Annotated in this window: 23 protein-coding genes; 18 read left to right on the forward strand and 5 right to left on the reverse strand. The window is 67.2% G+C overall.

The features are described from left to right. Positions 1-5 precede the first annotated feature (5 nt). Genes GNX71_RS11010 through GNX71_RS11025 form a run of 4 tightly spaced genes read left to right on the forward strand, consistent with a single transcriptional unit; the run spans position 6 to position 4,671 of the window. Entirely contained in the window at positions 6-887 is an 882-nt protein-coding gene (locus GNX71_RS11010) for a lytic transglycosylase domain-containing protein (RefSeq protein ID WP_206178341.1), read from the forward strand. Positions 888-900: 13 nt separating this feature from the next. After that, on the forward strand, positions 901-2,022 hold the full coding sequence (locus GNX71_RS11015) for a kelch repeat-containing protein (RefSeq protein WP_206178342.1): 1,122 nt from the start codon (positions 901-903) through the stop codon (positions 2,020-2,022). 52 nt (positions 2,023-2,074) lie between these two features. After that, on the forward strand, positions 2,075-4,480 hold the full coding sequence (gene parC, locus GNX71_RS11020) for a DNA topoisomerase IV subunit A (protein WP_206178343.1): 2,406 nt from the start codon (positions 2,075-2,077) through the stop codon (positions 4,478-4,480). Continuing rightward, on the forward strand, positions 4,480-4,671 hold the full coding sequence (locus tag GNX71_RS11025; protein ID WP_206178344.1) for a hypothetical protein: 192 nt from the start codon (positions 4,480-4,482) through the stop codon (positions 4,669-4,671). Before parC ends, GNX71_RS11025 begins: the two co-directional genes overlap by 1 nt. A gap of 9 nt (positions 4,672-4,680) precedes the next feature. Here the strand turns inward: GNX71_RS11025 and GNX71_RS11030 are convergent, their stop codons facing one another. After that, on the reverse strand, positions 4,681-5,805 hold the full coding sequence (locus tag GNX71_RS11030) for an MBL fold metallo-hydrolase (RefSeq protein ID WP_206178345.1): 1,125 nt from the start codon (positions 5,803-5,805) through the stop codon (positions 4,681-4,683). Between the two features lie 221 nt (positions 5,806-6,026). Between GNX71_RS11030 and GNX71_RS11035 the strand changes: the two genes are divergently transcribed. From GNX71_RS11035 to GNX71_RS11045, 3 genes are read left to right on the forward strand one after another with little or no spacing between them, the layout of a single operon-like run. Further along, complete coding sequence (locus GNX71_RS11035; RefSeq protein ID WP_206178346.1) at positions 6,027-7,616, forward strand: hypothetical protein; 1,590 nt, start codon at positions 6,027-6,029, stop codon at positions 7,614-7,616. Between the two features lie 49 nt (positions 7,617-7,665). Then, on the forward strand, positions 7,666-8,079 hold the full coding sequence (locus GNX71_RS11040) for a hypothetical protein (protein ID WP_206178347.1): 414 nt from the start codon (positions 7,666-7,668) through the stop codon (positions 8,077-8,079). Positions 8,080-8,083: 4 nt separating this feature from the next. Then, complete coding sequence (locus GNX71_RS11045) at positions 8,084-8,623, forward strand: cysteine hydrolase family protein (RefSeq protein ID WP_206178348.1); 540 nt, start codon at positions 8,084-8,086, stop codon at positions 8,621-8,623. On the opposite strand, the gene GNX71_RS11050 is transcribed toward GNX71_RS11045, so the two are convergent. The 3 genes from GNX71_RS11050 to GNX71_RS11060 form a co-directional block, all read right to left on the reverse strand. Then, entirely contained in the window at positions 8,610-9,800 is a 1,191-nt protein-coding gene (locus tag GNX71_RS11050; RefSeq protein ID WP_206178349.1) for an amino acid aminotransferase, read from the reverse strand. The genes GNX71_RS11045 and GNX71_RS11050 overlap by 14 nt on opposite strands. Before the next feature lie 105 nt (positions 9,801-9,905). Beyond that, positions 9,906-10,643: a metallophosphoesterase family protein gene (locus GNX71_RS11055; protein WP_206178350.1), complete on the reverse strand. Its 738-nt coding sequence runs from the start codon at positions 10,641-10,643 to the stop codon at positions 9,906-9,908. A 13-nt stretch (positions 10,644-10,656) separates the two neighbouring features. Then, the gene (locus tag GNX71_RS11060) at positions 10,657-12,360 is read right to left on the reverse strand and encodes a hypothetical protein (RefSeq protein WP_206178351.1); all 1,704 of its coding nucleotides are present in this window, start codon (positions 12,358-12,360) and stop codon (positions 10,657-10,659) included. A 133-nt stretch (positions 12,361-12,493) separates the two neighbouring features. Here GNX71_RS11060 and GNX71_RS11065 point away from each other — a divergent pair, with 133 nt between their 5' ends. The 8 genes from GNX71_RS11065 (at position 12,494) to GNX71_RS11100 (ending at position 19,330) form a co-directional block, all read left to right on the forward strand. After that, positions 12,494-13,165, forward strand: coding sequence for an amino acid ABC transporter permease (locus GNX71_RS11065; RefSeq protein ID WP_013540636.1), 672 nt, complete (start codon positions 12,494-12,496; stop codon positions 13,163-13,165). Positions 13,166-13,189: 24 nt separating this feature from the next. After that, a complete protein-coding gene (locus GNX71_RS11070) occupies positions 13,190-13,843 on the forward strand; it encodes an amino acid ABC transporter permease (RefSeq protein ID WP_013540637.1) in 654 nt (217 codons plus the stop codon). Between the two features lie 61 nt (positions 13,844-13,904). Then, the gene (locus GNX71_RS11075) at positions 13,905-14,702 is read left to right on the forward strand and encodes a transporter substrate-binding domain-containing protein (RefSeq protein ID WP_013540638.1); all 798 of its coding nucleotides are present in this window, start codon (positions 13,905-13,907) and stop codon (positions 14,700-14,702) included. Positions 14,703-14,729: 27 nt separating this feature from the next. Next, on the forward strand, positions 14,730-15,485 hold the full coding sequence (locus GNX71_RS11080; protein ID WP_277401888.1) for an amino acid ABC transporter ATP-binding protein: 756 nt from the start codon (positions 14,730-14,732) through the stop codon (positions 15,483-15,485). After that, positions 15,485-16,228, forward strand: a complete 744-nt coding sequence (locus tag GNX71_RS11085) for a TIM barrel protein (RefSeq protein WP_206178352.1) — start codon at positions 15,485-15,487, stop codon at positions 16,226-16,228. Before GNX71_RS11080 ends, GNX71_RS11085 begins: the two co-directional genes overlap by 1 nt. A gap of 12 nt (positions 16,229-16,240) precedes the next feature. After that, a complete protein-coding gene (locus GNX71_RS11090) occupies positions 16,241-17,194 on the forward strand; it encodes a sugar kinase (protein WP_206178353.1) in 954 nt (317 codons plus the stop codon). A gap of 5 nt (positions 17,195-17,199) precedes the next feature. Beyond that, on the forward strand, positions 17,200-18,180 hold the full coding sequence (locus GNX71_RS11095; protein ID WP_206178354.1) for a D-glycerate dehydrogenase: 981 nt from the start codon (positions 17,200-17,202) through the stop codon (positions 18,178-18,180). 124 nt (positions 18,181-18,304) lie between these two features. After that, positions 18,305-19,330, forward strand: a complete 1,026-nt coding sequence (locus GNX71_RS11100; RefSeq protein ID WP_206178355.1) for a LacI family DNA-binding transcriptional regulator — start codon at positions 18,305-18,307, stop codon at positions 19,328-19,330. On the opposite strand, the gene GNX71_RS11105 is transcribed toward GNX71_RS11100, so the two are convergent. After that, positions 19,230-20,963 carry a GMC family oxidoreductase N-terminal domain-containing protein gene (locus GNX71_RS11105; RefSeq protein WP_206178356.1) on the reverse strand — a complete coding sequence of 578 codons (1,734 nt, stop codon included), beginning with the start codon at positions 20,961-20,963 and terminating at the stop codon, positions 19,230-19,232. The genes GNX71_RS11100 and GNX71_RS11105 overlap by 101 nt on opposite strands. Positions 20,964-21,044: 81 nt before the next feature. Here GNX71_RS11105 and GNX71_RS11110 point away from each other — a divergent pair, with 81 nt between their 5' ends. Genes GNX71_RS11110 through GNX71_RS11120 form a run of 3 tightly spaced genes read left to right on the forward strand, consistent with a single transcriptional unit; the run spans position 21,045 to position 23,354 of the window. Beyond that, positions 21,045-21,383 (forward strand): 1-deoxy-D-xylulose-5-phosphate synthase, encoded by a 339-nt coding sequence (locus GNX71_RS11110; protein WP_206178357.1) that lies wholly within the window; start codon positions 21,045-21,047, stop codon positions 21,381-21,383. A gap of 51 nt (positions 21,384-21,434) precedes the next feature. Then, complete coding sequence (locus GNX71_RS11115) at positions 21,435-21,743, forward strand: hemagglutinin (RefSeq protein WP_241027225.1); 309 nt, start codon at positions 21,435-21,437, stop codon at positions 21,741-21,743. A gap of 60 nt (positions 21,744-21,803) precedes the next feature. Continuing rightward, positions 21,804-23,354 carry a serine hydrolase gene (locus GNX71_RS11120; protein ID WP_206178359.1) on the forward strand — a complete coding sequence of 517 codons (1,551 nt, stop codon included), beginning with the start codon at positions 21,804-21,806 and terminating at the stop codon, positions 23,352-23,354. Positions 23,355-23,374: the final 20 nt, after the last annotated feature.

Consider the following 23,374-nt stretch of genomic DNA (forward strand, 5'->3'; position numbering starts at 1 on the left):
ACTTCATGCGTCCATTGCTCCTGGCCTTGCTGCTGTGCTTGCAGCAGGGGTTGGCGCACGCCGCTGATATCTACGGCTACATCGACAGCAACGGCATTGCGCACTTTGCCGCCGAAAAAGTCGACGAGCGTTACCAGGTCTTCTTCCGCGGTGGCCAGAGCTTCGACACGGCAAAGGGCATCTCGCCGCTCTCGCGCAGCGGGCGCAAGCTCGATGGCAAGGTGCCGCCGGCGGCGCAGAGCCTGCTGGCGCTCTTCGAGGCCTCGCCCAGCTACAAGACCGCCAAGGCCGCGTTGCGGGATGCCTCGAACAAGCATTCGATCGACTACGAACTGCTGCAGGCGCTGGTCGCCACCGAATCGGGCTTCGACGCGCAGGCCGTCTCGCCCAAGGGCGCGATGGGCCTCATGCAGCTCATGCCTGCGACCGCGCAGCGCTACGGCGTCGCGGCGGACAAGCGAACGAGCATCGAGAAGAAGCTGTTCGACCCGCGCATCAACATCGCCGCCGGTTCCCGCTACCTGCGCGACCTGATCGCGATGTTCCCGGGCCAGATCGAACTGGCCCTCGCCGCCTACAACGCAGGCGAGGGTGCGGTGCAGCGCGCGGGCAACAAGATCCCGAACTACAAGGAAACGCAGAACTACGTGCAGACGGTGCTGCAGCTCTACGCCTACCTCAAGCCCTCGGTGGCGACGGGTGGCGGTGGCGCGCGCGGCGGCAAGACGCCGGGACGCATCCGCATGGAACTGGTGGTGCCCAAGGGCGGGGCCGTGGGCCGTGGCAACATGCCGCCCGGTTCGCCCGGCGGCATGCCGGCGATGCCCGACATCCCCGACGATCAATCGCTGGCACCGGCCAGCGCGGCCGAGTCGCCGGTGTCCTGAAGAGGAGTCCGCCATGCACCGTCGAAGCTTCGTCCTCGCGACCGCTGCCTGCGCGGTGACCGGCGCCGCGCGCGCCCAGCATGCGGCCACGCACGACACGCTGCCTGCCGCGCCTTCGTCGAAGGAGCCCTACGCGCGACTGCAGGGCGGCGTGCCGCACCACATGACGCCCGAGCAGGAATCGCAGCGCGTCACAGACAGCCCCGCACCGGCTGGCCCGCAAGGCCGCTGGGTGGCCCGCGCCGCCTTGCCGATCCCCCGCAGCGAAATGGCCTGGGCGACCGCCGCCATGGGCCGCATGCACGTGGTCGGCGGCTACGGCGAAGGCGCGGTCAACCGCGACTACCACCATATCTACGACCCCAAGGCCGACCGCTGGCTCGACGGCGCGCCGCTGCCGCGCGGCGCCAACCACGTCGCGGTGACGGCCGAAGACGGCCGGGTCTACGCGCTCGGCGGCTTCGTCGAGCAGAACCGCCGGTCGGACACCAACGCCTACGTCTATGACATCGCCGCTAACCGATGGACCGCGATTGCGCCGTTGCCGCGACCGCGCGGTGCGGCCGCCGCGGTAATGCTCGGCGGCTCGCTGCACCTGATTGGCGGTGCCTCGGAGCCCGCGGCCGAGCGCGCGAGCGTCGGCTGGCACGAGGTGTACGACCCGAAGGCCGATCGCTGGTCAGCGCGCAAGCCGCTGCCCGGCGCGCGCGACCACGTGGGCTGCGTCTCGCACGGCAACCAGATCCATGTGATCGGTGGGCGCTTCAACACCTTCGAATACAACACCGACCTGCACCACGTCTACCTGCCTACGCGCGACACCTGGGAGCTGCGCGCGCCGCTGCCCACCGCGCGTTCGGGCCATGGCCTCGTCGTGTACCGGGGCCGCTTCTTCGCCATGGGCGGGGAGGGCGGCTTCCTCGTGGGTGGCGTGCCGCGCCAGGCCAAGGTGTTCGGCCAGATGGAAAGCTACGATCCCGTGGACGACACCTGGCAGCGCCATGCCCCGATGACCACGCCGCGCCATGCCGTCGGTGCCGCGGTGATCGGCGACTTCATCTACGTGGCCGGCGGCGGCGCGGTGCTCGGCGGTGCCGTGCAGTCCGCGGTGCACGAGGCTTTCACACTGGGCTGAGCGCGACCCAAGCGCGCGGCCTGCAGCAACTGTTTTTCTTTCTCTCTTCTTCATGGACGACTCCCAACCTCCGCTCGATCTCGCAGGCCCCACCGACGGCGACACCACCCTCACGCTGGCCGACTACGCACAGACCGCCTACCTCGAATACGCGCTCAGCGTGGTCAAGGGCCGCGCGCTGCCCGATGTGTCCGACGGCCAGAAGCCGGTGCAGCGGCGCATCCTGTACTCGATGTCGCGCATGGGCCTGGGCTTCGGCGGCACCAACGGCACCGTGGGCGCCAAGCCCGTCAAGAGCGCGCGCGTGGTCGGCGACGTGCTCGGCCGCTTCCACCCGCACAGCGACCAGGCTGCCTACGACGCGCTGGTGCGCATGGCGCAAGACTTCTCGCAGCGCTATCCACTGGTCGACGGCCAGGGCAACTTCGGCAGCCGCGACGGCGACGGCGCCGCGGCCATGCGCTACACCGAGGCGCGCCTCGCGCGCATCACCAGCCTCCTGCTCGACGAGATCGACGAAGGCACGGTCGACTTCATTCCCAACTACGACGGCAGCACCGAGGAGCCGCGCCTCCTGCCCGCGCGGCTGCCGTTCACGCTGCTGAACGGCGCAAGCGGCATCGCGGTCGGCCTGGCCACCGAAATCCCGAGCCACAACCTGCGCGAGATTGCCGACGCTTGCGTGGCGCTGATCAAGTCGAACGGCAAGCTGAGCGAAGAAGAACTCTTCGCCATCGTGCCCGGCCCCGACTACCCCGGTGGCGCGCAGATCATCAGCGGCCCGAGCGACATCGCCGACGCCTACCGCACCGGCCGCGGCTCGCTGAAGGTGCGTGCACGCTGGAAGATCGAAGACCTTGCACGCGGCCAGTGGCAGCTCGTGGTCAACGAACTGCCGCCCGGCGTGAGCACGCAGAAGGTGCTCGAGGAGATCGAGGAAATCACCAACCCGAAGGTCAAGGCCGGCAAGAAGGCGCTCTCTGCCGACCAGACACAGCTGAAGGCCGCGATGCTGTCGGTGCTCGATGTGGTGCGCGACGAATCGAGCAAGGACGCAGCCGTGCGGCTGGTGTTCGAGCCCAAGACCTCGCGCATCAGCCAGGAAGAATTCATCACCACGCTGCTCGCGCAGACCTCGCTGGAGACCTCCTCGTCGATCAACCTCACGATGGTCGGCATCGACGGCAAGCCCACGCAGAAGTCGCTGCGCCAGATGCTCAACGAGTGGATCGCGTTCCGCGAGATCACTGTCGAGAAGCGCTCGCGGCATCGCCTGAACAAGGTGCTCGAGCGCATCCACATCCTCGAGGGCCGGCAGTTGGTGCTGCTGAACATCGACGAGGTGATCGCGATCATCCGTGCGGCGGAAGATCCGAAGGCGGCGTTGATCGCGCGCTTCAACCTCAGCGAACGGCAGGCCGAGGACATCCTTGAAATTCGCCTGCGCCAACTCGCGCGGCTCGAAGCCATCAAGATCGAGCAGGAGCTCAAGGGCCTGCGCGAAGAGCAGAAGAAGCTCGAAGACATCCTCGGCAGCCCCGCCACGCTGCGCCGCCTGCTGATCAAGGAAATCGAAGCCGACGCCAAGACCTTCGAAGACCCACGCCGCACGCTGATCCAGGCCGAGAAGCGCGCCGTGGCCGAAGTGAAGGTGGTCGACGAACCCGTCACCGTGATCGTGTCGCAGAAGGGCTGGGTCCGCGCGCAGAAGGGCTGGGCGAGCGAGAAGGCCGGCGCGAACGGTGGCAATGGCTCCTCGACGCCCGAGTACAGCTTCAAGTCCGGCGATTCGCTCTACGGCGCCTTCGAGTGCCGCAGCGTCGACACGCTGCTGGTCTTCGGCTCCGCCAAGGACAAGAGCGTGCGCGTCTACACCGTGCCCGTGGCCTCGCTGCCCGGTGCGCGCGGCGACGGCCAGCCCGTCACCACGCTCGTCGAGCTCGATGCCGGCACGCACGTCACGCATTTCTTCGCGGGTCCGGTCGGCGCGAGCGTGCTGCTGGCCAACACCGGCGGCTACGGCTTCATCGCGACGGTCGAGAACATGATGTCGCGCCAGCGCGGCGGCAAGGCCTTCATCGACGTGGGCGAGGGCGAGCAGCTCTGCCGTCCCTCGCTGGTGGGCGGCGCGAGCGGCGCAGAGCCGATGCCGGCGGCCACGCACGTGGCCTGCGCCTCGACGGGCGGCCGCATCCTGACCTTCGACATCACCGAGCTCAAGAGCCTGCCCAAGGGCGGCCGCGGCCTCACGCTGATCGACCTGGAACCCAAGGACACCCTCGCGGGTGCCGCGGCCTACACGCGCAGCGTGAAGATCGAGGGCATCGGCCGCGGCGGCAAGGAGCGCGACGAGACGCTGGAGATCCGCACCCTCAACAACGCGCGCGGCACCCGTGCGCGCAAGGGCAAGGCGGCCGACCTGGGCTTCAAGCCGGCCAGCATCGTGCGGGTGTTGTGATGGGCGGCATCGACATCAGCGTCATCGGCCTGTTCATCGCGGTGGTGACCGGCCTCGCCAGCTTCCTGGTGGGCCGGCACTTCCGGATGAAGCGCGCCGCCAAGCGGCGCGAGAAGGACCGCATCGCGGCGCAGGCCATCGAGACCCGGCAGGTGCGCCGGGCGCGCGAGCGGCGCGAAAGCGGCAGGTAGGGGGAGGGGCTAGCGCAGCCCCTGCCACCACCGCGTATTGGTCCGCCGCGCCTGCCCCACAGTCACCACCTCCCCGATCACCGGCGTCGCCAGCTCGATCTTCTTGGCCTCCGTGAGGCTCGCGATGCGGTCCAGCGGGTCGTGCCAGGTGTGGAAGGAGAGGTCGAAGGTGCTGTTGTGCACCGAGAAGAAGACCTTGCCGCGCAGGTCCTCGAAGGCCTGCACGCTCTGCTCGGGCGTCATGTGCACGCCGGGCCAGTAGGCGTCGTAGGCGCCGTTTTCCATCAGCGCCAGGTCGAAGCCGCCGAAGCGCTCGCCGATCTGCTTGAAGCCCTGGAAGTAGCCCGAGTCGCCGCTGTAGAAGATGCGCTGGTCGCCGCTTTGCAGCACCCATGAAGCCCACAGCGTGCGGCCGCGGTCCGAGAGCGTGCGGCCCGAGAAGTGCTGGGCCGGCGTGGCGGTGAGCTTCAGGCCGTCGTGCTCGGCGTCCTGCCACCAGTCGAGCTCGGTCACGCGCTCGGCGGGTACGCCCATCACCACCAGCCGCGAGCGCACGCCCAGCGGCACGAAGTAGCGCTTGACGCTCTTGGCGAGGTATTCGATGGTCGCTACGTCCAGGTGGTCGTAGTGATCGTGCGAAAGGATCACGCCTTCGATAGGCGGCAGTTGCTCCAGCGCGATCGGCGGCTTGTGAAAGCGCTTCGGCCCGGCCCACTGCACGGGCGATGCACGCTCGCTGAACACCGGGTCGATCAGCCAGTACTTGCCCCGCAGCTTGAGCAGGTGCGACGAGTGGCCGAGGCGCACCACGTGGTTGGCCTTGGTGTCGAGCGCGTCTAGGTCCTTCGCGCTGATCTCACGGACCGGAATCGCATCGACCGGCACCGTGTCGACCTTGCTGCCGACGATGAAGCGCGACCAGATGCGCCAGGCGCTGGCCGAGGGCTTCTCGTCGGGGTTGGCCATGTTCTGGAACACGCCGTCCCGGAACTGCGGCGAGTTCTCGTAGCGTGTCTCGCCACCGCCGGCGGCGCTGCAACCCGCGACGAAGGCGCAGCCGGCCGCGGCGAGCGCCGTGCCCCGGCGCAGGAGTTGGGGCAGGTAGGACCCCTGCGAAGCCGAATCGTCAGCCATGGGAAGAACCTCTGGACGTGTGTTTGTGTAGAGGCGCGAGACTATCCCGGGCGCATGTTTCAATGGTTTCAGCGACAGAAACATTCGGGCGGCAGGGGAATTTCGGGGCGGGCGCGCCATGCCCGGCCAGGCCTCTTCCGTATGCCATGCGCCCTATGGCATGCACCGCTTCGGCGCGGCACACTCGGGGCCTTCATGGGCCAGGAGAAGGCGATACAAAAATGAGCGGCAACCGCTATCCCATCATCTACGTGCGTGGCTACGCCATGACCGAATCCGAGCGCGACGAGACCGCGGCCGACCCGTTCTGCGGCTTCAACATCGGCTCCACGGTCTACCGGGCCACGGTCAAGAAGGACGCGCCCGCGCAGAAGTTCGTCTTCGAGTCGCCGGTGGTGCGCCTGCTGGCCGACTTCCAGTACCAGAGCGTCTACCAGAACGGCCTGGACATCCTCGATGACGACTGGAAACCTTCGCCCGACGAGACCGGCAAGGACGTGGACGGCATCCCCTCGGCCTCGGTCATCATCTACCGCTACTACGACACCGGCTCGGAGCTCCTGGGCGATGGCAAGTCGCGCAACATCAAGTTCTACGCGCAGGGCCTGAGCAAGCTGATCCTGCGGGTGCGCGACCTCGTGGGGCAGCGCGAAGGGGCCGCCGCTGCAGCCGACTTCCGCTGCTACCTGGTGGCGCATTCGATGGGCGGGCTGGTGGTGCGCGCCTTCCTGCAGAACCCGGCGCTGGGCGATGCCGCCGCGCGGGCCTGCGTCGACAAGGTGTTCACCTATGCCACGCCGCACAACGGCATCGACATGGGCGGCGTCAACATCCCGGCCTGGCTCACGGCCAACGAGATGAACACCTTCAACCGCGAGAAGATGTCCGAGTTCCTTGCCACGCCGGCCATCGACGGCCGCATGGACTACCTGCCGGCCACCGCCTTCCCGGCCGAGCGCTTCTTCTGCATGGTCGGCTCCAACCGCGGCGACTACGAAACCGCCAAGGGGCTCTCGCGCATGTTCGCGGGCCACGGCAGCGACGGGCTGGTGCGCATCGAGAACGCCTCGCTCTGGTCCATCGACGCCAACAAGAAGACGCAGCCCGTGGCCACCGCCTACGCCTTTCGTTCTCACTCGGGCTATTTCGGCATCGTCAACTCCGAGGAGGCCTATCAGAACCTCGTGCGCTTTCTCTTCGGGGATGTGCGGGTCGACCTCTGGTTCGACGTCGACGGCGTGACCCTGCCGCTCGACCTGCCCAAGGACGCCGACATCGATGCGCTCTACCAGGTCGAGCTGCTGGCCGCGCCGCGCGGCAAGCGCTGGTACCTGAGCCGCCGCGTGGCCGAGGAAGACTCGCCCGCCTGCCGCACGCACAAGGAACTGACCGATCCGAAGAAGCCCGAGCGGCGATCGATCTATCTCTCGACCGTGTTCCTGGCCAACAAGGCCCGCGTCAACCAGAACCGCCCGACGCTCGCCTACGCCATGACGCTGGGCGTGCGCGTGCCCGACTACCAGGTGAACAAGAAGTTCTGGCTCGACGGGCACTACGAAGGAAGCTCGCTCTTTCGCGACACGCTCGTCATCGAGATCGCGCCGCCCCAGGCCGACGACCCGGCGCAGAACTGGAACCTCAAGTACGGCTGGCAGACCGACACGGCGGGGCAGGCGTCACTGCCGATCAGCCCGAAGCAACTGGCCGGCGGCAAGCTGCAGTTCATCGTGCCGCTCTCCAGCCTCGGTGCCGCAGCGGCGGCGCCCGGCATCACCGGCAAGGTGCGGCTGGAGGTGAGCGCCTGGAGCTGAGAGGCCAGGGGGCGCAACGCGTGCGCATGGCCCCACAATCGCACCTCACATGCATTACCTCCTCTTCATCGGCGCGCTCATCTTCTTCGCGTTCATGACGCCGCTCAAGCTCGCGATCGCGGTCTGCGCGCTGGTGTTGTTCGTGACGGTGGTGGTGAAGATATCGGCGCAGGTCGTGTCGGGCGTGTCGCCGACCCTGGGCGAATCCTTCAGGTCGGTGTTCTATGCCTCGCTCTTCGTGGCGCTGGCCTTGCTGGCGTTCGTGAGTTTTTCCAGCGGAACCGGCATTCACCATGTCGAAGGGCTGCCCGCGATCGCGGTGATGGTGGGGCTGTTCGTGGCCTACACCCTCGGCTTCCAGATCGGCATCGGCACCTCGTTCGGTGCCAGTGCGGTCGTCGCCCTCATCTCCACGCTCCTGTCCGGCGCCATCCTCTGGTCGGTCAAGGGCATTGCCTTCTAGCACCATGAAAACTGCAGTTCTCGTCATCGATGTGCAGCGCGGCCTTTGCGACGATCCGCCGCGCCCGCACGAGGCGCTGGAAGTGATCGAGCGCATCAACGCGCTCACCGTGCGAGCCCGCGCCGCCGGCGCGCCGGTGGCTTTCATCCAGCACGAGAACGCGGTCGACCTGGAATTCGATTCCGAGCGCTGGCAGCTTGCCGATGCGCTGCAGGTCGATGCGGCCGACACCCGGATCCGCAAGACCACGCCCGACTCCTTCCTGCGCACGCCGCTCGAAGCGTGGCTGATGGGGCAGGGCGCGCGGCGCGTGGTGATCTGCGGCTACTCGTCGGAGTTCTGCGTGGACACCACCACCCGCCGCGCCGCCGCGCTCGGCTACGAAGTGATGCTCGCGGCCGATGCGCACACCTCGCACGACAAGCCGCATGCCACCGGCGCCTTCATCCGCGCGCACCACAACGCGACGCTGTCGGACATCACGAGCTTCGGTGTGCGCATCAGCGCGGTCGCGAGCGCGGAGATCGCGTTCACCGCGGCTTGAAGCCGGTTTCGACAAGGGCCTCGCAGACCTGTGCGATGTTCGATGCGTTGATGCCGGCGATGCAGATGCGGCCTGACGACACGACATACACGCCATGCCTGCTTCGCAGCCGCTCGATCTGCGCACCTGACAGTCCCGAATAACTGAACATCCCGCGCTGCCGCGTGAGGAACGAAAGATCGGCGTCCGGCAGTTCTCTCGTGAGCAAGGCATGCAACGAAGCGCGCACGCCCAGCATCCGCAGGCGCATGCCGTCCAGCTCGGCGCGCCATTGCGCATGCAATTGCACGTCTTGCAGCACGGTTGCGACGAGCATCGCGCCCTGCGCAGGCGGACACGAATAGCTGCGACGAACGATGACCTTGAGCTGGCCCAGGACCTTGGCCACTTCGAGGCCGGGCGCATGAATGCTCAGCGCCCCGACGCGCTCGCCATACAGCGAGAAGTTCTTCGAATACGAGCTCGCGACGAGGCACGGCATCTCGCGCCGCGCGCACTCGCGCACGGCCCACGCGTCGTCGTCCAGGCCTTCGGCGAAACCCTGGTAGGCCATGTCGAAGAAGGGCAGCAGCGCGCGCTGCGCAATCGCGTCCAGCAGTCGGCCCCATTCTTCGCGCGACGGGTCGATGCCGGTTGGGTTGTGGCAGCAGGGGTGAAGCAGCACGACGGTTCCTGCGGGCAGGGCCTTGAAGGTCGCCAGCGCGCCATCGATGTCGAAGCGCCCGTCCGGCGTGCAGTACGGGTAGTGCGAGACCTCGAACCCCGCAGCCTGGAAGATCGCTTGGTGGTTGACCCACGTGGGATCGGGCATGCAGATCTGCGGCTTGGTATTCGTGCTCGCAAGGAACTCGGCGCCGATTCGCAGCGCCCCCGTTCCGCCCGCCGTTTGTATCGTGACCACGCGTTCCTGCAGGTCCGTCGTCGCACCACCGAACACGAGTTCGCGGACCGCGTTGCGATAGCCCGGCAAGCCCTCGGTGGGAAGGTAGATGCAGGGCTCCGTTCCGTCGATACGCTCCCGGGCCGCGCGCACCGAGGCCAGCACCGGCACGCGGCCGTCCTCGTCGCAGTAGATGCCGATGCCGAGATTCACCTTGCGCGTGCGTACATCCGCGCGGTAGGCATCGAACAGACCCAGGATCGGGTCCTCGACGTAGTCGGGAAGGTTCTTGAACATCGAGTGGGCTCCTGGGGTGCGAGCGAGTGTTCCTCGCAGCACCCGAACGCTCAACCTCTGTTGCGCCGGAAATGGGAACCGATCGTCCGGAACGTGTGTGGCGGGTTAGGGCATGCGCCCGGTGGCCAGCGCATGGGCCCAGTCCGGCCGCCCGTTTTGCAGCGCCAGTGCCGCCATCGCCGTGTGGTCGTACGGAACGGCGACCAGCCTGGCGGTCCAGCCGCTGTCGCGCTGCTCGACGATGGCATAGCGCGCATGAGGCGAGCCGGTTTCGACGGCATGCGGATAGGGATGGATGTCGTCGTAGGCCGGCAGGCCGACGCTGCCTGGATTGACGATCAACTGCCCGCTCGACGCACGCACTATGCGTGGCACATGCGTATGCCCGCAGGCGACGAGCGCTGCGTCGACATCGCCGAGCCGCGCATCGATTTCCGCCTGCGTGGCTGCTCGGAAGTCGCCGGGTTCGACCGTCTCCAGAAAGTATTCGAGATCGCTCGCCGGTGTGCCGTGGCAGAGCATCACGTCCGCGCTGAGGCGGTGTGTGTGCTCCAGCGATGCGATCCACGCGAACTCCTTCGCACCGAGCCGCGCGTGTGCGAACGCATCGGATGCACCGCGCTTGTCTGCAGGCACGGTGAGCAACTGGCGCTCATGGTTGCCGGCGAGCTGCACCCAGTCCTGCGCCATCAGGAACTGCGCGGTCTCCAGCGGCATCAGCGGGCCCGAGAGGCTGTCGCCCAGGTTGACGATGGCATCCGCGCCGCGGCGTTCGATGTCCTCGACCACGGCTTCGAGTGCGGGGAGATTTCCGTGAATGTCGGAGACGATGGCGATGCGCATCGGCAGACTCTATCTAATCCGCCCCCGGCCGCCACACCCGCGCCAGCGCAGCCAGCTTGCCGCGAAACCCCAGCCGGTCGTTCGACAGCGCATCGATGAAGTCCGACAGCCGCTGCGACTTCACCATCGTGTAGATCGTGAGCCAGGTCGTCGCCACGAACACCACGCCGAACCAGATCGCCTTGCGCCACAGCGGCGCATCGGCTTCGGCCAGCAGGTTCATGCCGAGGAAGCCGGTGGTGATGGTGCCGATCAACCCGAACAACGTGACCACCGTGAGCCGCACGACGGTGCTCGCTTGCCGGCGCAGGCTGTCCGCGTCGAGGTAGGTGTTCATGTCGGCGATGCGCGACTTGACCTCGTCGTACAGCGGGTCGAGCCCGAGGTGCGCGGCGCACATGTGCGAGAGCGCGCGAACCTGCGCCTGCTCGGAGATTTCGTGGAACCAGTAGCGGTGCGTGAAGCGCAGGAAGCGCTCGAAGCTCGAGCGGATCGCGCGCTTGAACTGCTTCACGCTCGGCGTGCTGCGGATGTCCAGCTTCTTGAGCGCCTCGACCAGCTGGTCCGAGAACATCAGGAGCGAGGCCTTCTGGAAATGCGCAATGAGGAACAGCAGGAAATGCTGGTGCCTGAACTGCGCGAGCACGCCGCGGTCGCGGCAGCAGAAGAATTCGGAGTGCGCATCGCCCACCACGACCAGCGCGTGGCCGTTGCACAGGTAGCGCGTGTTGGGCGCGGCGCCCGCGTCGACCCAGAAGCGGTCGTAGCAGTACTTGTGTTCGAAGTCCGCGAGGTGATGGTCGGCGTAGGGCAGGTGGGCGTCGGTCGTGCCCGCACCCGTCACCAGCGCGAGCCGTACGAAGTCGTCGCGCGTGAGGCGGCGCGGATCGTCCATCGACAGGTACGCCATCACTGGCATGCGGTAGTACTCGATCTGGCGGTAGCGCAGCGTGCCGGGGTCTTCGGAATGGTCGCTCACCAGCGGTTGCATCAGGTAGGCCCAGTGCGACGAGATGCGGGGCGCGCGGTGCTGTGCCACATGCGAGAGAAAGCTCTCGCGCTGCTGCGCATCGGAACTCGCGAGCACGCGGCCGTCGGCGCCCAGCCACTCGACGCTCGCCATGCAATGCAGCGCGGAGCCGTCGGGCTCCCAGCCCGAGGGGTAGGCGCGGCCGAAGCGGTAGAGGATGTCCTGCGCCTGCGCGAGGCTCAGGTGGTTCACGCCGACTTCGAGGTTCAGCAGCACCACGTCGATGTCGAAGAAGAAGTAGAGGTCGCAGTGCACCACGTCGAGCGTGATCGGTGCATCGCCGGGCTGCGACACCAGCCGCACGGCCGTGATGTCGTGGCGGCGAAAGATGCGCATCGGCGAATCGCCGTCGCTGCCCGAGGCGGAGTCGTCGCCTTTGTTGCGGGAGCGTCCTTCGCCGTAGAGAAAGCGCTGCACATACGGCAGGAAGCTCACGAACTCGTTGTAGTGCCGCTCGTGGAAGCGGCTGCTGTCGCCGGTGTATTCGTCGACCTCTTCGCGCCATGGGGAGGCATCGCCCATGTCGCGCAGCACCTGCCAGGGGCCGTGGTGCGTGTGCCTGGCATCGGGCGAGGGCATCAGCCGCAGAGGCCAGAGCAGCGCCTGCCTGAAATGCTGCACGACGGGAGCGCTGGAAACTGGCGCATTCGCCTCTGTGGGCAGGGTGGCTGCGAGTGGGGTCAGCATCGCGCCAGTGTAGGCAGAAGGTAGGTCAAAACGCCCACCTAGGGGAATCCCTAGTCAGGCCTGAAACCGGTTTCATATAAGCTGCAAGCATTGCTTTTCGAGGCACGTGCACGGTCTTCGTGCACGCCGCACCATGAACTACCAGTTTCAATTCGACGCCGTCTTTGCTGCCTGGCCGCTGCTGCTCAAGGGCACGTGGATCACGGTCCAGCTCTCGCTCATCGCGACGGTGCTGGGCCTCGTGGTCGCGATCTTCTGCGCCTGGGGCAAGACCTCGGGGCCGGGCTGGCTGCGCTTCATCGTCAATGCCTACATCGAGGTGATCCGCAACACGCCGTTCCTCGTGCAGCTGTTCTTTTTCTTCTTCGCGCTGCCGGCCATCGGCCTGCGCTGGTCGCCGCAGACGGCCGCGCTGGTGGCGATGGTGGTGAACCTGGGGGCGTATGCCACGGAGATCATCCGTGCGGGCATCGAGTCGATTCCCAAGGGGCAGATCGAGGCGGGCAGGGCGCTGAACCTCAAGCCCTGGGAAATCTTCCGCTTCGTCATCATCAAGCCTGCGCTCAAGGCCATCTACCCGGCGCTCACGAGCCAGTTCATCCTCTTGATGCTGAGCTCGGCGGTGGTGTCGGTCATCTCGGCCGACGACCTGACCTCGGTGGCCGCCAACCTGCAGTCGCAGACCTTCCGCAGCTTCGAGATCTACATCGTGGTGGCCGCCATCTACCTGGCGCTGGCGCTGGCCTTCTCGGCGATGTTCAAGCTGATCTACAAGCGCACGCTCAACTATCCGGACCGCCGGTAACGGGACCGCACGGAAGACAACATCATGCGTACCTTCGGCTTTCCCGAATTCCTTTTCATCCTCGAAGCGGCCCAGTGGACGCTGGCGCTGTCGGCCATCGCCTTCGTGGGCGGCGCGATCCTCGGGTTGATCATCGCGCTCATGCGCACCTCCGATTCGACCTGGGCGCGCAACGCGTCGATGGTCTTCATCCAGGTGTTCCAGGGCACGCCGCTGCTGCTGCAGCTCTTCCTGATCTTCTTCGGCGCGCCTGTGCTGGGGCTGGACATCAACCCGTGGATCGCCGCGGGCGTGGCGCTCATCCTCAACAGTGCGGCCTTCCTCGGCGAGATCTGGCGCGGTTGCATCGAAGCCATTCCGCGCGGCCAGTGGGAAGCGGCCGAGGCGCTGAGCCTCAAGTACGGCGCACGCATGCGCGACGTGGTGCTCCCGCAGGCCTTCAAGATCGCGCTGGCACCCACGGTGGGCTACCTGGTGCAGATCATCAAGGGCACCTCGCTCGCGGCCATCATCGGCTTCACCGAGATCACCCGCGCGGGGCAGATCATCAACAACGCCACCTTCCAGCCGCTCATCGTGTTCTCGGTGGTGGCGGCCATCTACTTCGTGATCTGCTGGCCGCTGTCGCTGCTCGCGGCACGCATGGAGCGCAAGCGCGCTCGCGCCCTCGCACGTTGACCGTTTCTTTCGTTTTTCGTTTTTCTCGTCGCTTCCTTTCTTTATTCAGGAGACACAACCCATGACCCGCACCTCTACCCGCCGCGCAGCGCTCGCAGCCCTCGGCCTCGGCGCCGCCCTCACCGTGTTCGCACCGTTCGCCTCGGCGCAAAGCGTGGCCGACATCAAGAAGAAGGGCGAGATCACCATCGGCATGCTGGTCGACTTTCCGCCCTACGGCACCACCGACGCGAAGAACCAGCCCGACGGCTACGACGCCGACGTGGCCAAGCTGCTGGCCAAGGACTGGGGCGTGAAGGCCAACATCGTGCCGGTGACCGGCCCGAACCGCATTCCCTTCCTCCTGACCAACAAGGTCGACCTGCTGGTCGCCTCGCTGGCCGTGACGCCCGAGCGCGCGAAGCAGGTGCAGTTCTCGCAGCCCTACGCGGCCGCGACCATCGTGCTGTACGGCGCGACCAAGACCCCCATCAAGGCCGCCACCGACCTGAAGGGCCTGCGCGTGGGCGTGGCCCGTGCCTCGACGCAAGACGTCGCCGTGACCAAGGCCGCACCCGAAGGCACCGAGATCCGCCGCTTCGACGACGACGCCTCGGCCATGCAGGCGCTGATTTCGGGGCAGGTCGATGCGATCGGCTGCTCGGTCACCGTCGCCGCGCAGATCGCCAAGCGCGTGCCCGCCGGCACCTACGAAAACAAGTTCACGCTGGTGCAGCAATCGATGGGCATCGCGATGCGCCCGGGCCAGGAAGAGCTGACCAAGGCCGTGAACGAGTTCGTGCAGAAGAACACCGCCAACGGCGAGCTGAACAAGCTGTACCAGAAGTGGCTGCAGGCCGACCTGCCGAAGATGCAATAAGCCAAAGCGCTTGAAGGAATCCCTGGCATGACGACGGAATCGATCATCCGCATGGAAGCGGTCAACAAGTGGTACGGTGAATTCCAGGTGTTGACCGGCATCGACCTGTCGGTGCGCCAGGGCGAGCGCATCGTGATCTGCGGGCCCTCGGGCTCGGGCAAGTCGACGCTCATCCGCTGCATCAACCGGCTGGAGACGGTGCAGAAGGGCCGCATCGTGGTCGATGGCATCGACCTCACGGCCGGCGGCAAGAACGTGGACGCGGTGCGCGCCGAGGTCGGCATGGTGTTCCAGCAGTTCAACCTGTTCCCGCACCTCACGATCCTTGAGAACTGCACGCTGGCCCCGATGCGCTCGCGCGGCATGACCAAGGCGCAGGCGGAAGAGGTGGCGATGAAGTACCTCACCCGCGTGCGCATTCCCGAGCAGGCGAAAAAATACCCGAGCCAGCTCTCGGGCGGCCAGCAGCAGCGCGTGGCGATTGCGCGCGCGCTCTGCATGTCGCCCAAGATCATGCTGTTCGACGAGCCCACTTCGGCGCTCGACCCCGAGATGGTCAAGGAAGTGCTCGACACCATGATCGGCCTGGCCGAAGTCGGCATGACCATGCTGTGCGTGACGCACGAGATGGGCTTTGCCCGCAGCGTGGCCGACCGTGTGATCTTCATGGCCGAAGGAAAGATCGTCGAGCAGGCGCCGCCCGAAGAATTCTTCGGCAACCCGAAAGACGAGCGCACGCGCCAGTTCCTCGGGCAGATCCTCAGTTCTCACCAAGCCCACTGATGTCCTTCGAGGTCCTGATTTCTCTGTCGTCTTTCGGCGCGGCCGAGGTGGGGCGGCACGGCCAGCTCTGGTGCTCGCAGCTTGCGCGGGCGGCTGGCGCCGATTCGGTGGAAGTGCGCGGCGAGATGCTGCGCGATGCGGAGGCCGAACTGCCTGCGCTCAACGGTCTTGCTTCTGTCTATTCGAGCCCCGAAGGCCTGTGGGCCGAGGGCGGCTGGCTCGACAGTGCGGCGCTCAAGCGCGGCATTGCCGCTGCCACGCGCGTCGGTGCGAAGCGGCTGAAGATGTCCATCGGCGATTTCCAGGCGTCTTCGCACGGCTCGCTCTGGGGCCTGAAGGTGGAGCTTGCCGAAACCCGCGTCGAACTGCTGATCGAGAACGACCAGACCGTGCGCGCCGGCTCCTTGCCCGCATTGCAGTCCTTCTTCGACGTGGCCGACCGCGCTGGCGTATCGCTCGGCATGACCTTCGACATGGGCAACTGGCACTGGCTGGGCGAATGCCCGCTGCAGGCGGCGCAAGCCCTCGGCCACCGGGTGCGCTATGTGCACTGCAAGGGCGCGCAGCGCCTGCCGCACAAGTGGGTGGCGGTGCCGCTGGGCGATTCGGTCGCACCGTGGCGTGCGGTGTTGCGCGCGCTGCCCGCCGACGTGCCCCACGCCATCGAATACCCTCTGATGGGCGACGACCTGATGGCCGTCACCCGCACGCAAATCGAATTCATCCGCGCCGCACGGGCGTAGAACCAACCACACATGCCAGAACCCACCGCTTTCGACGTCGCCCTGTTCGGCGAGGCCATGATGCTGCTCGTGGCGGACCGCCCCGGGCCGCTGGAGAACGCCGAGGCCTTCCACAAGCGCACCGCGGGTGCCGAGACCAACGTGGCCATCGGACTCTCGCGCCTGGGCCTCAAGGTGGGCTGGGCCAGCCGCCTCGGCACCGACTCGATGGCGCGTGCGCTGCTCGCGACGATGAAGGGCGAGGGCATCGACTGCTCTCACGTCATCTGCGATCCGACGCAGCGCACCGGCTTCCAGTTCAAGGGCCGCGTCACCGACGGCAGCGACCCGCCGGTCGAATACCACCGCAAGGGCTCGGCCGCGAGCCAGATGGGGCCGGCCGATGTCGATGAGGCGTGGCTGCGCTCGGCGCGCCACCTGCACGCCACCGGTGTGTTCGCCGCCATCTCCGACACCAGCCTGCAGGCAGCATTGAAGACCATGGACGTGATGCGCGCGGCCGGCCGCACGATTTCGTTCGACACCAACCTGCGCCCGACGCTGTGGTCTTCGACCGAGACGATGCGCCACTGGATCAACGAACTCGCCTCGCGTGCCGACTGGGTGCTCCCCGGCATCGAGGAAGGCCTGCTGCTCACCGGCCACAGCGAGCCCGAGGCCGTGGCGCGCTTCTACCGAGAGCGTGGTGCGAAGCTCGTGGTCGTCAAGCTCGGTGCCGAGGGCGCCTACTACGACAGCGACGTGGCCGGCACAGGCCGCGTCGAGGGCTTCCCTGTGAAGGAAGTGATCGACACCGTGGGCGCGGGCGACGGCTTCGCGGCCGGCGTGGTGAGCGCGCTGCTCGAAGGCAAGAGCGTGCCCGAGGCGGTGCGCCGCGGCGCCTGGATCGGCGCTCGCGCGGTGCAGGTGCTGGGCGATACCGAAGGCCTGCCGACGCGTGCGCAACTCGAAGAAGCGGGGCTCTGAAGACCATGGCGAAAAAGAATGTGCTCGTTTTCCGGCCTTTGCCCGAAGACCAATTGGCGCGCCTGCAGGCTGCGCATCACGTCACCGTGGCCGATCCGCGCAAGGAGCCCGAGGCCTTCGCTGCCGCGCTCGCCACCACCAACGGCTTGATCGGTTCGAGCCACACGGTAGATGCCGCGCAGCTCGATGCGGCACCGCAACTCGAGGTGATTTCGAGCGTGTCGGTCGGCGTCGACAACTACCCGCTCGCCGAACTGCACAAGCGCGGCATCGTGCTGTGCCACACGCCCGACGTGCTCACCGAGACGGTGGCCGACACGGTGTTCGCGATCCTCATGGCCACGCAGCGCCGTGTGGTCGAGCTCTCGAACCTCGTGCGCGAAGGCCGCTGGACGAAGAACATCGGCGAAGAACTCTTCGGCGCCGACGTGCACGGCAAGACGCTGGGCATCCTCGGTTTCGGCCGCATCGGTCAGGCCGTGGCGCGGCGCGCGGCGCTGGGCTTTGGCATGCCGGTGCTTTATCACGCACGCCGCCCTGTCGACCTGGCCGCGCAGGCGCCCGAGCTGCAAGGCCGTGCCACGCACACGCCGCTCGATGACCTGCTCGCGCGCGCCGACATCGTGCTCGCGATGCTGCCGCTGACCGATGCCACGCGCGGCATGATCGACGCCGCTTTCTTCGCACGCATGAAGCCGGGCGCATCGTTCATCAACGGCGGCCGTGGCGCCACCGTGAACGAAGAAGCGCTGCTGCAGGCGCTCGACCACGGCACGCTGCGCGCCGCCGGCCTCGACGTGTTCGCCAAGGAGCCGCTGCCCGCCGATTCACCGCTGCGCACGCACCCGCGCGTGACGCCGCTGCCGCACATCGGCTCGGCCACGCACGAGACGCGGCACGCGATGGCCGAGCTGGCGACGACCAACCTGCTGCAGGTGCTGGCCGGCGAGAAGCCGACCGCGCCCTACGACACGACCGCCGCATGACTGCGATCCCGCTTTTCTCCCTCCCCTTTTGGGGGAGGGCCGGGGTGGGGGCAAGCGGCGTATCCATCGAGCGCTCTGCCTGCCCCCATCCCAACCTTCCCCCAGAGGGGGAAGGAGCAAGACCATGAAGCCCACGGGCCGCGCCACCATCGCCGACGTCGCCGAAGCGGCCGGCGTTTCCAAAGCCACCGTCTCGCGCTTCCTCAACCACCGCGAGCGGCTATTGAGCCCCGACATCGCCGCGCGCGTCGAGGTCGCCATCGCCAAGCTGGCCTATTCGCCGAGCCCGATGGCGCAGGCGCTGAGCCACGGCCGTTCGCGGCTCATCGGCCTGATCGTGGCCGACATCACCAACCCGTATTCGGTGGCGGTGCTGCGCGGCGCCGAGAAGGCCTGCCAGGACGCCGGCTACCTCGTGATGCTCTTCAACCTCGGCAACGAGAGCGACCGCGAGCGCGAGGCCATCGATGCGCTCGCGGGCTACCAGGTCGACGGCTTCATCCTCAACACGCTGGGCCGTGGCAGCAACGTGGTCGATGCGGTCACGCTGCACGGCAAGCCCGCGGTGCTGGTCGACCGCCGGCACACGGGCATGCACACCGACTTCGTTTCGCTCGACAACCATGCGGCGATGCAGGCGACTTGCGGGCATCTGCTCGAAGGCGGGTATCGCGAACTGCTCTACGTCACCGAGCCGCAGAAGGGCGTGAGTTCGCGGCGCGAACGCACGGCCGCCTTCGGTGCCTGCGTGGCTGCGCACGAGCCGCGCGTGGCGGGCGAGGTGTTCGAATCGGTCGAAGGCGAGAGCGATGCGCTCGATGCGGCACTGACCGCCTTGCGCAAGCGCGCCAAGCGCGGCCGCCGCGCCGCCGTGGTCGCGGGCAATGCCGTGGTCACGCTGCGCGTGGCGCAGGCGATGGCGCGCCTGGGCCTGCAGTTCGGCGACGACCTGGGCTTCGTCGGCTTCGACGATCCCGAATGGGCCTCGTTGATCGGTCCTGGCCTGAGCACCGTGGCGCAGCCGACGGACGCCATCGGCCGCACGGCCGCTACATGCTTGATCGAGCGGCTGCGTGGGCTGGACTCTGCGCCGCGCCAGCTTCTTCTTCCAGGTGAACTGATGGTGCGAGGCTCGTCGCAGGCGCTCTAGCATCCTGCACCGCGCGGTCGAAAGTGATTGGCCCGCGCATCCAGTCGCTCGCACGCTCGGCAATCATGATCGTCGGCGCATTGGTGTTGCCGCCGATCAACGTCGGCATCACCGAGGCATCGACCACGCGCAGGTTCTCGATGCCGTGCACGCGCAGTTTCGGATCGACCACCGCCATCGCATCCACGCCCATCTTGCAGGTGCCCGCCGGGTGGTAGATGGTGTCGGCGCGCGCACGGATGTGCTGCATGAGCTCTTCGTCGGTGTGGGCGTCGGCCGTGTAGACCTCGCGGTGCCGGTACTTCTCCAGTGCCGGTGCGCGCAGGATCTCGCGCATCTTCTTCACGCCCTGCAGCAGCAGCGCCATGTCTTCGGCCTCGGAGAGAAACCGCGGGTCGATGCGCGGCGGCGAGAGCGGGTTCGCATCGTTCAGCCGCACGTCGCCCCGGCCCTTGGGGCGCAGCACGCACACATGGCATGAGAAGCCGAACCCCGCATGCAGCTTGCGCGCATGGTCGTCGGTGATCGCGATCACGAAGTGCAATTGCAGGTCGGGCCGGCGCAACTCGGGCGACGACTTGATGAAGGCGCCGCCTTCGGCAAAGGGCGTCGCGACGAGGCCCTTGCCGCTCTTGCGCCACTCGAAGATCGCCTTCGTCAGCTTCAGCCCGGCTTTCACGCCGATGCCGAAGAGGTCGGTGTCCTTCGAGGTGTAGGCGAGGATGAAGTCGGTGTGGTCCTGCAGGTTCTGGCCGACGCCCGGCAGCGCATGCCGCACGGCGATGCCGTGGCGGCCCAGCTCGGCGGGGTCGCCGATGCCCGAGAGCATCAGCAACTGCGGCGAGTTGAAGGCGCCGCCGCACAGCGCCACTTCACGATGCGCGCGGATGATCTCGGTGGTGCCGCCGCGCAGCACCTCCACGCCGGTGGCGCGCTTGCCGTCGAGCACCACGCGCAGGGCTTGCGTGCCGGTCAGCACCGTGAGGTTGGGGCGCGTATTCATCACCGCGTGCAGGTAGGCCGCGGCGGCCGAACAGCGCTCGCCGTTCTTCGCGCCGCCGTGGAACTGCGTGACCTGGTAGAGGCCCGCACCTTCCTGCTCGGCGCCGTTGAAATCGTCGTTGCGCGGAATGCCGCACTCCGCAGCCGCCCGCACGAAGTCCTCGGTGATCGGGCGCGGGCTCTGCTGCTCGGAGACCTGCAACGGGCCGTCTGCGCCGTGCAGCGCGCTCTCGCCGCGCTCGTTGCCTTCGGCGCGCTTGAAGTACGGCAGCACCTCGTCGAACGACCAGCCCGTACAGCCCGCGTGCGCCCAGTCGTCGTAGTCGTCGCGATGGCCGCGCACGTAGAGCATGGCGTTGATCGCGCTCGAGCCGCCGAGGCAGCGCCCGCGCGGCTGGTACCCGCGACGGCCGTTCAGGCCGGGCTGGGGCACGGTCTGGTAGGCGTAGTTGTTGATGCGCGGTCGGCCGGGCAGCATCGCCACTGTGGCGGCCGGCGCACGGACCAGGATGCCGCGACCGTCGCCCCCGGCTTCGATCAGGCAGACCGTCACGGCCGGGTCTTCGCTGAGGCGGGAGGCCAGCGTGGCGCCGCCGGAGCCTCCGCCCACGATCACGTAGTCGAATTCCATGGCTTGTCTTCCTTGGTTGTTGTGTTCGGCCGCGGGAGCCTGAACTGTACGATGGCGGGATTCCAACGCGCAGGGCACCCCATGAAGAGCCGCATCATGTACATCGAGTCGAAGGCAGGCGGCTTGACGGGGCCAGCCCGCATCGGACGCGTGAAGTTCTCCAAGACCGGCGCAACGCTGTATTACGGAGACAAGGCCTTCCAGAGTTTGAAGGGCGATGGATTCAAGTCGAACTACTTCGATGTCGAGACGGGCGAGCACTACTGGATTTCAGGGCCACGCAAGGATGGGCGGGACGCGCTCTATGCAACGCACACGCGGCCGGTCGTCGACGAGGACGTGCAGGACGAATACTTCCTGAAGATCCGCGGCGTGGCCGTGCCGGGGCGGAAAGATCCGGAACCGAACCAGACAGCCTAGGCAGAAGGCTCCATGACTGCGTCCGGTGTGCGTTCCCGCTACGAAGCTGCAGTGAACGCGCTCGCCCGGTCGGCATCGCAAATGCTCGCCGCGGGTACGGACGAAGAGCAGGTCGCCCGCTGGGTGGTGGCCGAGCGCAATCGCCTCAAGGAGGCCTACCGCGACCTGACGCCGCCCGATCTGCTGGCGCTCATCGAGGCCCGGACGATGCGGCAGTACGGCAACGTCCTCGGGCCCTCGGTGGATCAGCTTCGGGCAGCCGGCAAGTCGTGGACCGAGATCATCGATTCCGCGGCCCGGGCCGGCGCGCATGGCGATCCATCGACCGGGTTTTCCCTGCCGCAGCCGACAGGCGATTGACAGTTCACGGAACCAAACTGGTGCGACCTGTCCATCCCGCAAGACAAGGAAGCCAACAACATGCAAGAGACAACACCTGCCATCTCACGCCGCGGCCTGCTGCGCCTTTCCATCGGCGGCACCGCCATGGCCTCGCTGCCCGGCATCGGATGGGCCGCCACCGGCGCGGCCGCACCGGTCTTCGCCGATGGCCTGCCGCGCAGCCGGCCCGAGGCGCAGGGCATCTCGCCCGCCGCGATCCTCGCCTTCCTCGATGATGCCGAGCGCGGCGCCTTCGAGCTGCACAGCTTCATGCTCTGGCGCAACGGCCATGTGGTGGCCGAAGGCTGGTGGGACCCCTACAAGCCCGAGCGCCGGCACATGACGCACTCGCTGACCAAGAGCGTGACCGTGTGCGCCGTCGGCATGGCGATTGCCGACGGCAAGTTCGGCCTTGACGACAAGGTCGTCTCCTTCTTCCCCGAGCACCTGCCGCCCACCGTGAGCGCCAACCTCGCGGCGATGACGGTGCGCGACCTGCTCACGATGCGCACCGGCCACGAGTCGATGGTGTCGGGCTCGGTGTGGCGGCCGATCCGCACGAGCTGGATCGCGGAGTTCTTCAAGATCCCGGTGGTCTACACGCCGGGCAGCAAGTTCGTCTACACGAGCGCGGCCACCTACATGCTGTCGGCCATCGTCACCAAGACCACGGGGCAGTCGACGGCCGATTACCTGAAGCCCCGCTTCTTCGATCCGCTGGGCATCACCGGCTACGAGTGGGATGTGGGGCCCGAAGGCATCTCGCCCGGCGCCAACGGCCTGAGCTGGAAGACGGTCGATTCGCTCAAGCTCGGCATCCTGCATGCGCAGAACGGCGTGTGGAACGGCAAGCAGATCCTGACGAAGGAATGGGTGGCATCGGTGCACCAGCCGCACACGAAGGACCGCTATGGCTACCAGTGGTGGCTCGGCCAGCACGGCGCCTACAACGCCGATGGATTGTTCGGCCAGTATTCGGTGGTGTTTCCCGAGCAGAACGCGGTGCTCGCGCTCAACTCGGCGCTGCCGCCGAAGGCGGGCTTCAACGCGGGCATCCTCTACAAGCACTTTCCCGCGGCGTTCGGCAACACGCTGCCGGCCAGCGAAAGGGACTACGCGACGCTGAGGAACCGCACCCGCACGTTGCAACTGCTGCCGCCGGTGAAGGCTACGAGTTCACCTGTCGCTGCGAATGTCTCGGGCGTGCGTTTCGACTTTCCCGAGAACGCGGAGAAGGTGAAGTCGATGCGCCTCGACTTCACGGGTGACACCTGCACCTTCACGATGGAAGACGACCGCGGCACGCACAAGGTGCAGGCGGGGTTGAAGAAACCCTTCGAGGGCGACACCACCATCACCGGCAACAAGCTGCACCACGAGTACCAGCCCGACGTGATGCGCGTGGTCGCCAGCGGCGAGTGGCGCGACGCGCGCACCTTCGTCATGACCTGGACCTTCGTGGAGTCGGCGTTCCGCGACACAGTGGAGTGCCGGTTCTCAGGGCCTTACATGCGCTTCGATCGCAGCGTGAACGTCAACTCGAGCGCCACGGAATTGCCGACGCTCACGGGGACGCGCGCGAAGGCCTGAACGCCCTGCGGGGTCGGAGG

This window comes from Variovorax sp. RKNM96 (assembly GCF_017161115.1).
Taxonomy (GTDB): Bacteria; Pseudomonadota; Gammaproteobacteria; order Burkholderiales; family Burkholderiaceae_C; genus Variovorax.

Excerpts from the sequence above, each read along its gene's own strand:
- GNX71_RS11035 (WP_206178346.1), top strand. The coding sequence starts at position 6,027 with ATGAGCGGCAACCGCTATCCCATCATCTACGTGCGTGGCTACGCCATG.
- GNX71_RS11050 (WP_206178349.1), bottom strand. The coding sequence starts at position 9,800 with ATGTTCAAGAACCTTCCCGACTACGTCGAGGACCCGATCCTGGGTCTG.
- GNX71_RS11090 (WP_206178353.1), top strand. The coding sequence starts at position 16,241 with ATGCCAGAACCCACCGCTTTCGACGTCGCCCTGTTCGGCGAGGCCATG.
- GNX71_RS11065 (WP_013540636.1), top strand. The coding sequence starts at position 12,494 with ATGAACTACCAGTTTCAATTCGACGCCGTCTTTGCTGCCTGGCCGCTG.
- GNX71_RS11085 (WP_206178352.1), top strand. The coding sequence starts at position 15,485 with ATGTCCTTCGAGGTCCTGATTTCTCTGTCGTCTTTCGGCGCGGCCGAG.
- GNX71_RS11120 (WP_206178359.1), top strand. The coding sequence starts at position 21,804 with ATGCAAGAGACAACACCTGCCATCTCACGCCGCGGCCTGCTGCGCCTT.
- GNX71_RS11100 (WP_206178355.1), top strand. The coding sequence starts at position 18,305 with ATGAAGCCCACGGGCCGCGCCACCATCGCCGACGTCGCCGAAGCGGCC.
- GNX71_RS11055 (WP_206178350.1), bottom strand. The coding sequence starts at position 10,643 with ATGCGCATCGCCATCGTCTCCGACATTCACGGAAATCTCCCCGCACTC.
- GNX71_RS11045 (WP_206178348.1), top strand. The coding sequence starts at position 8,084 with ATGAAAACTGCAGTTCTCGTCATCGATGTGCAGCGCGGCCTTTGCGAC.
- GNX71_RS11030 (WP_206178345.1), bottom strand. The coding sequence starts at position 5,805 with ATGGCTGACGATTCGGCTTCGCAGGGGTCCTACCTGCCCCAACTCCTG.
- GNX71_RS11080 (WP_277401888.1), top strand. The coding sequence starts at position 14,730 with ATGACGACGGAATCGATCATCCGCATGGAAGCGGTCAACAAGTGGTAC.
- GNX71_RS11105 (WP_206178356.1), bottom strand. The coding sequence starts at position 20,963 with ATGGAATTCGACTACGTGATCGTGGGCGGAGGCTCCGGCGGCGCCACG.
- GNX71_RS11095 (WP_206178354.1), top strand. The coding sequence starts at position 17,200 with ATGGCGAAAAAGAATGTGCTCGTTTTCCGGCCTTTGCCCGAAGACCAA.
- GNX71_RS11015 (WP_206178342.1), top strand. The coding sequence starts at position 901 with ATGCACCGTCGAAGCTTCGTCCTCGCGACCGCTGCCTGCGCGGTGACC.
- GNX71_RS11040 (WP_206178347.1), top strand. The coding sequence starts at position 7,666 with ATGCATTACCTCCTCTTCATCGGCGCGCTCATCTTCTTCGCGTTCATG.
- GNX71_RS11025 (WP_206178344.1), top strand. The coding sequence starts at position 4,480 with ATGGGCGGCATCGACATCAGCGTCATCGGCCTGTTCATCGCGGTGGTG.
- GNX71_RS11075 (WP_013540638.1), top strand. The coding sequence starts at position 13,905 with ATGACCCGCACCTCTACCCGCCGCGCAGCGCTCGCAGCCCTCGGCCTC.
- GNX71_RS11070 (WP_013540637.1), top strand. The coding sequence starts at position 13,190 with ATGCGTACCTTCGGCTTTCCCGAATTCCTTTTCATCCTCGAAGCGGCC.
- parC (WP_206178343.1), top strand. The coding sequence starts at position 2,075 with ATGGACGACTCCCAACCTCCGCTCGATCTCGCAGGCCCCACCGACGGC.
- GNX71_RS11060 (WP_206178351.1), bottom strand. The coding sequence starts at position 12,360 with ATGCTGACCCCACTCGCAGCCACCCTGCCCACAGAGGCGAATGCGCCA.
- GNX71_RS11110 (WP_206178357.1), top strand. The coding sequence starts at position 21,045 with ATGAAGAGCCGCATCATGTACATCGAGTCGAAGGCAGGCGGCTTGACG.
- GNX71_RS11010 (WP_206178341.1), top strand. The coding sequence starts at position 6 with ATGCGTCCATTGCTCCTGGCCTTGCTGCTGTGCTTGCAGCAGGGGTTG.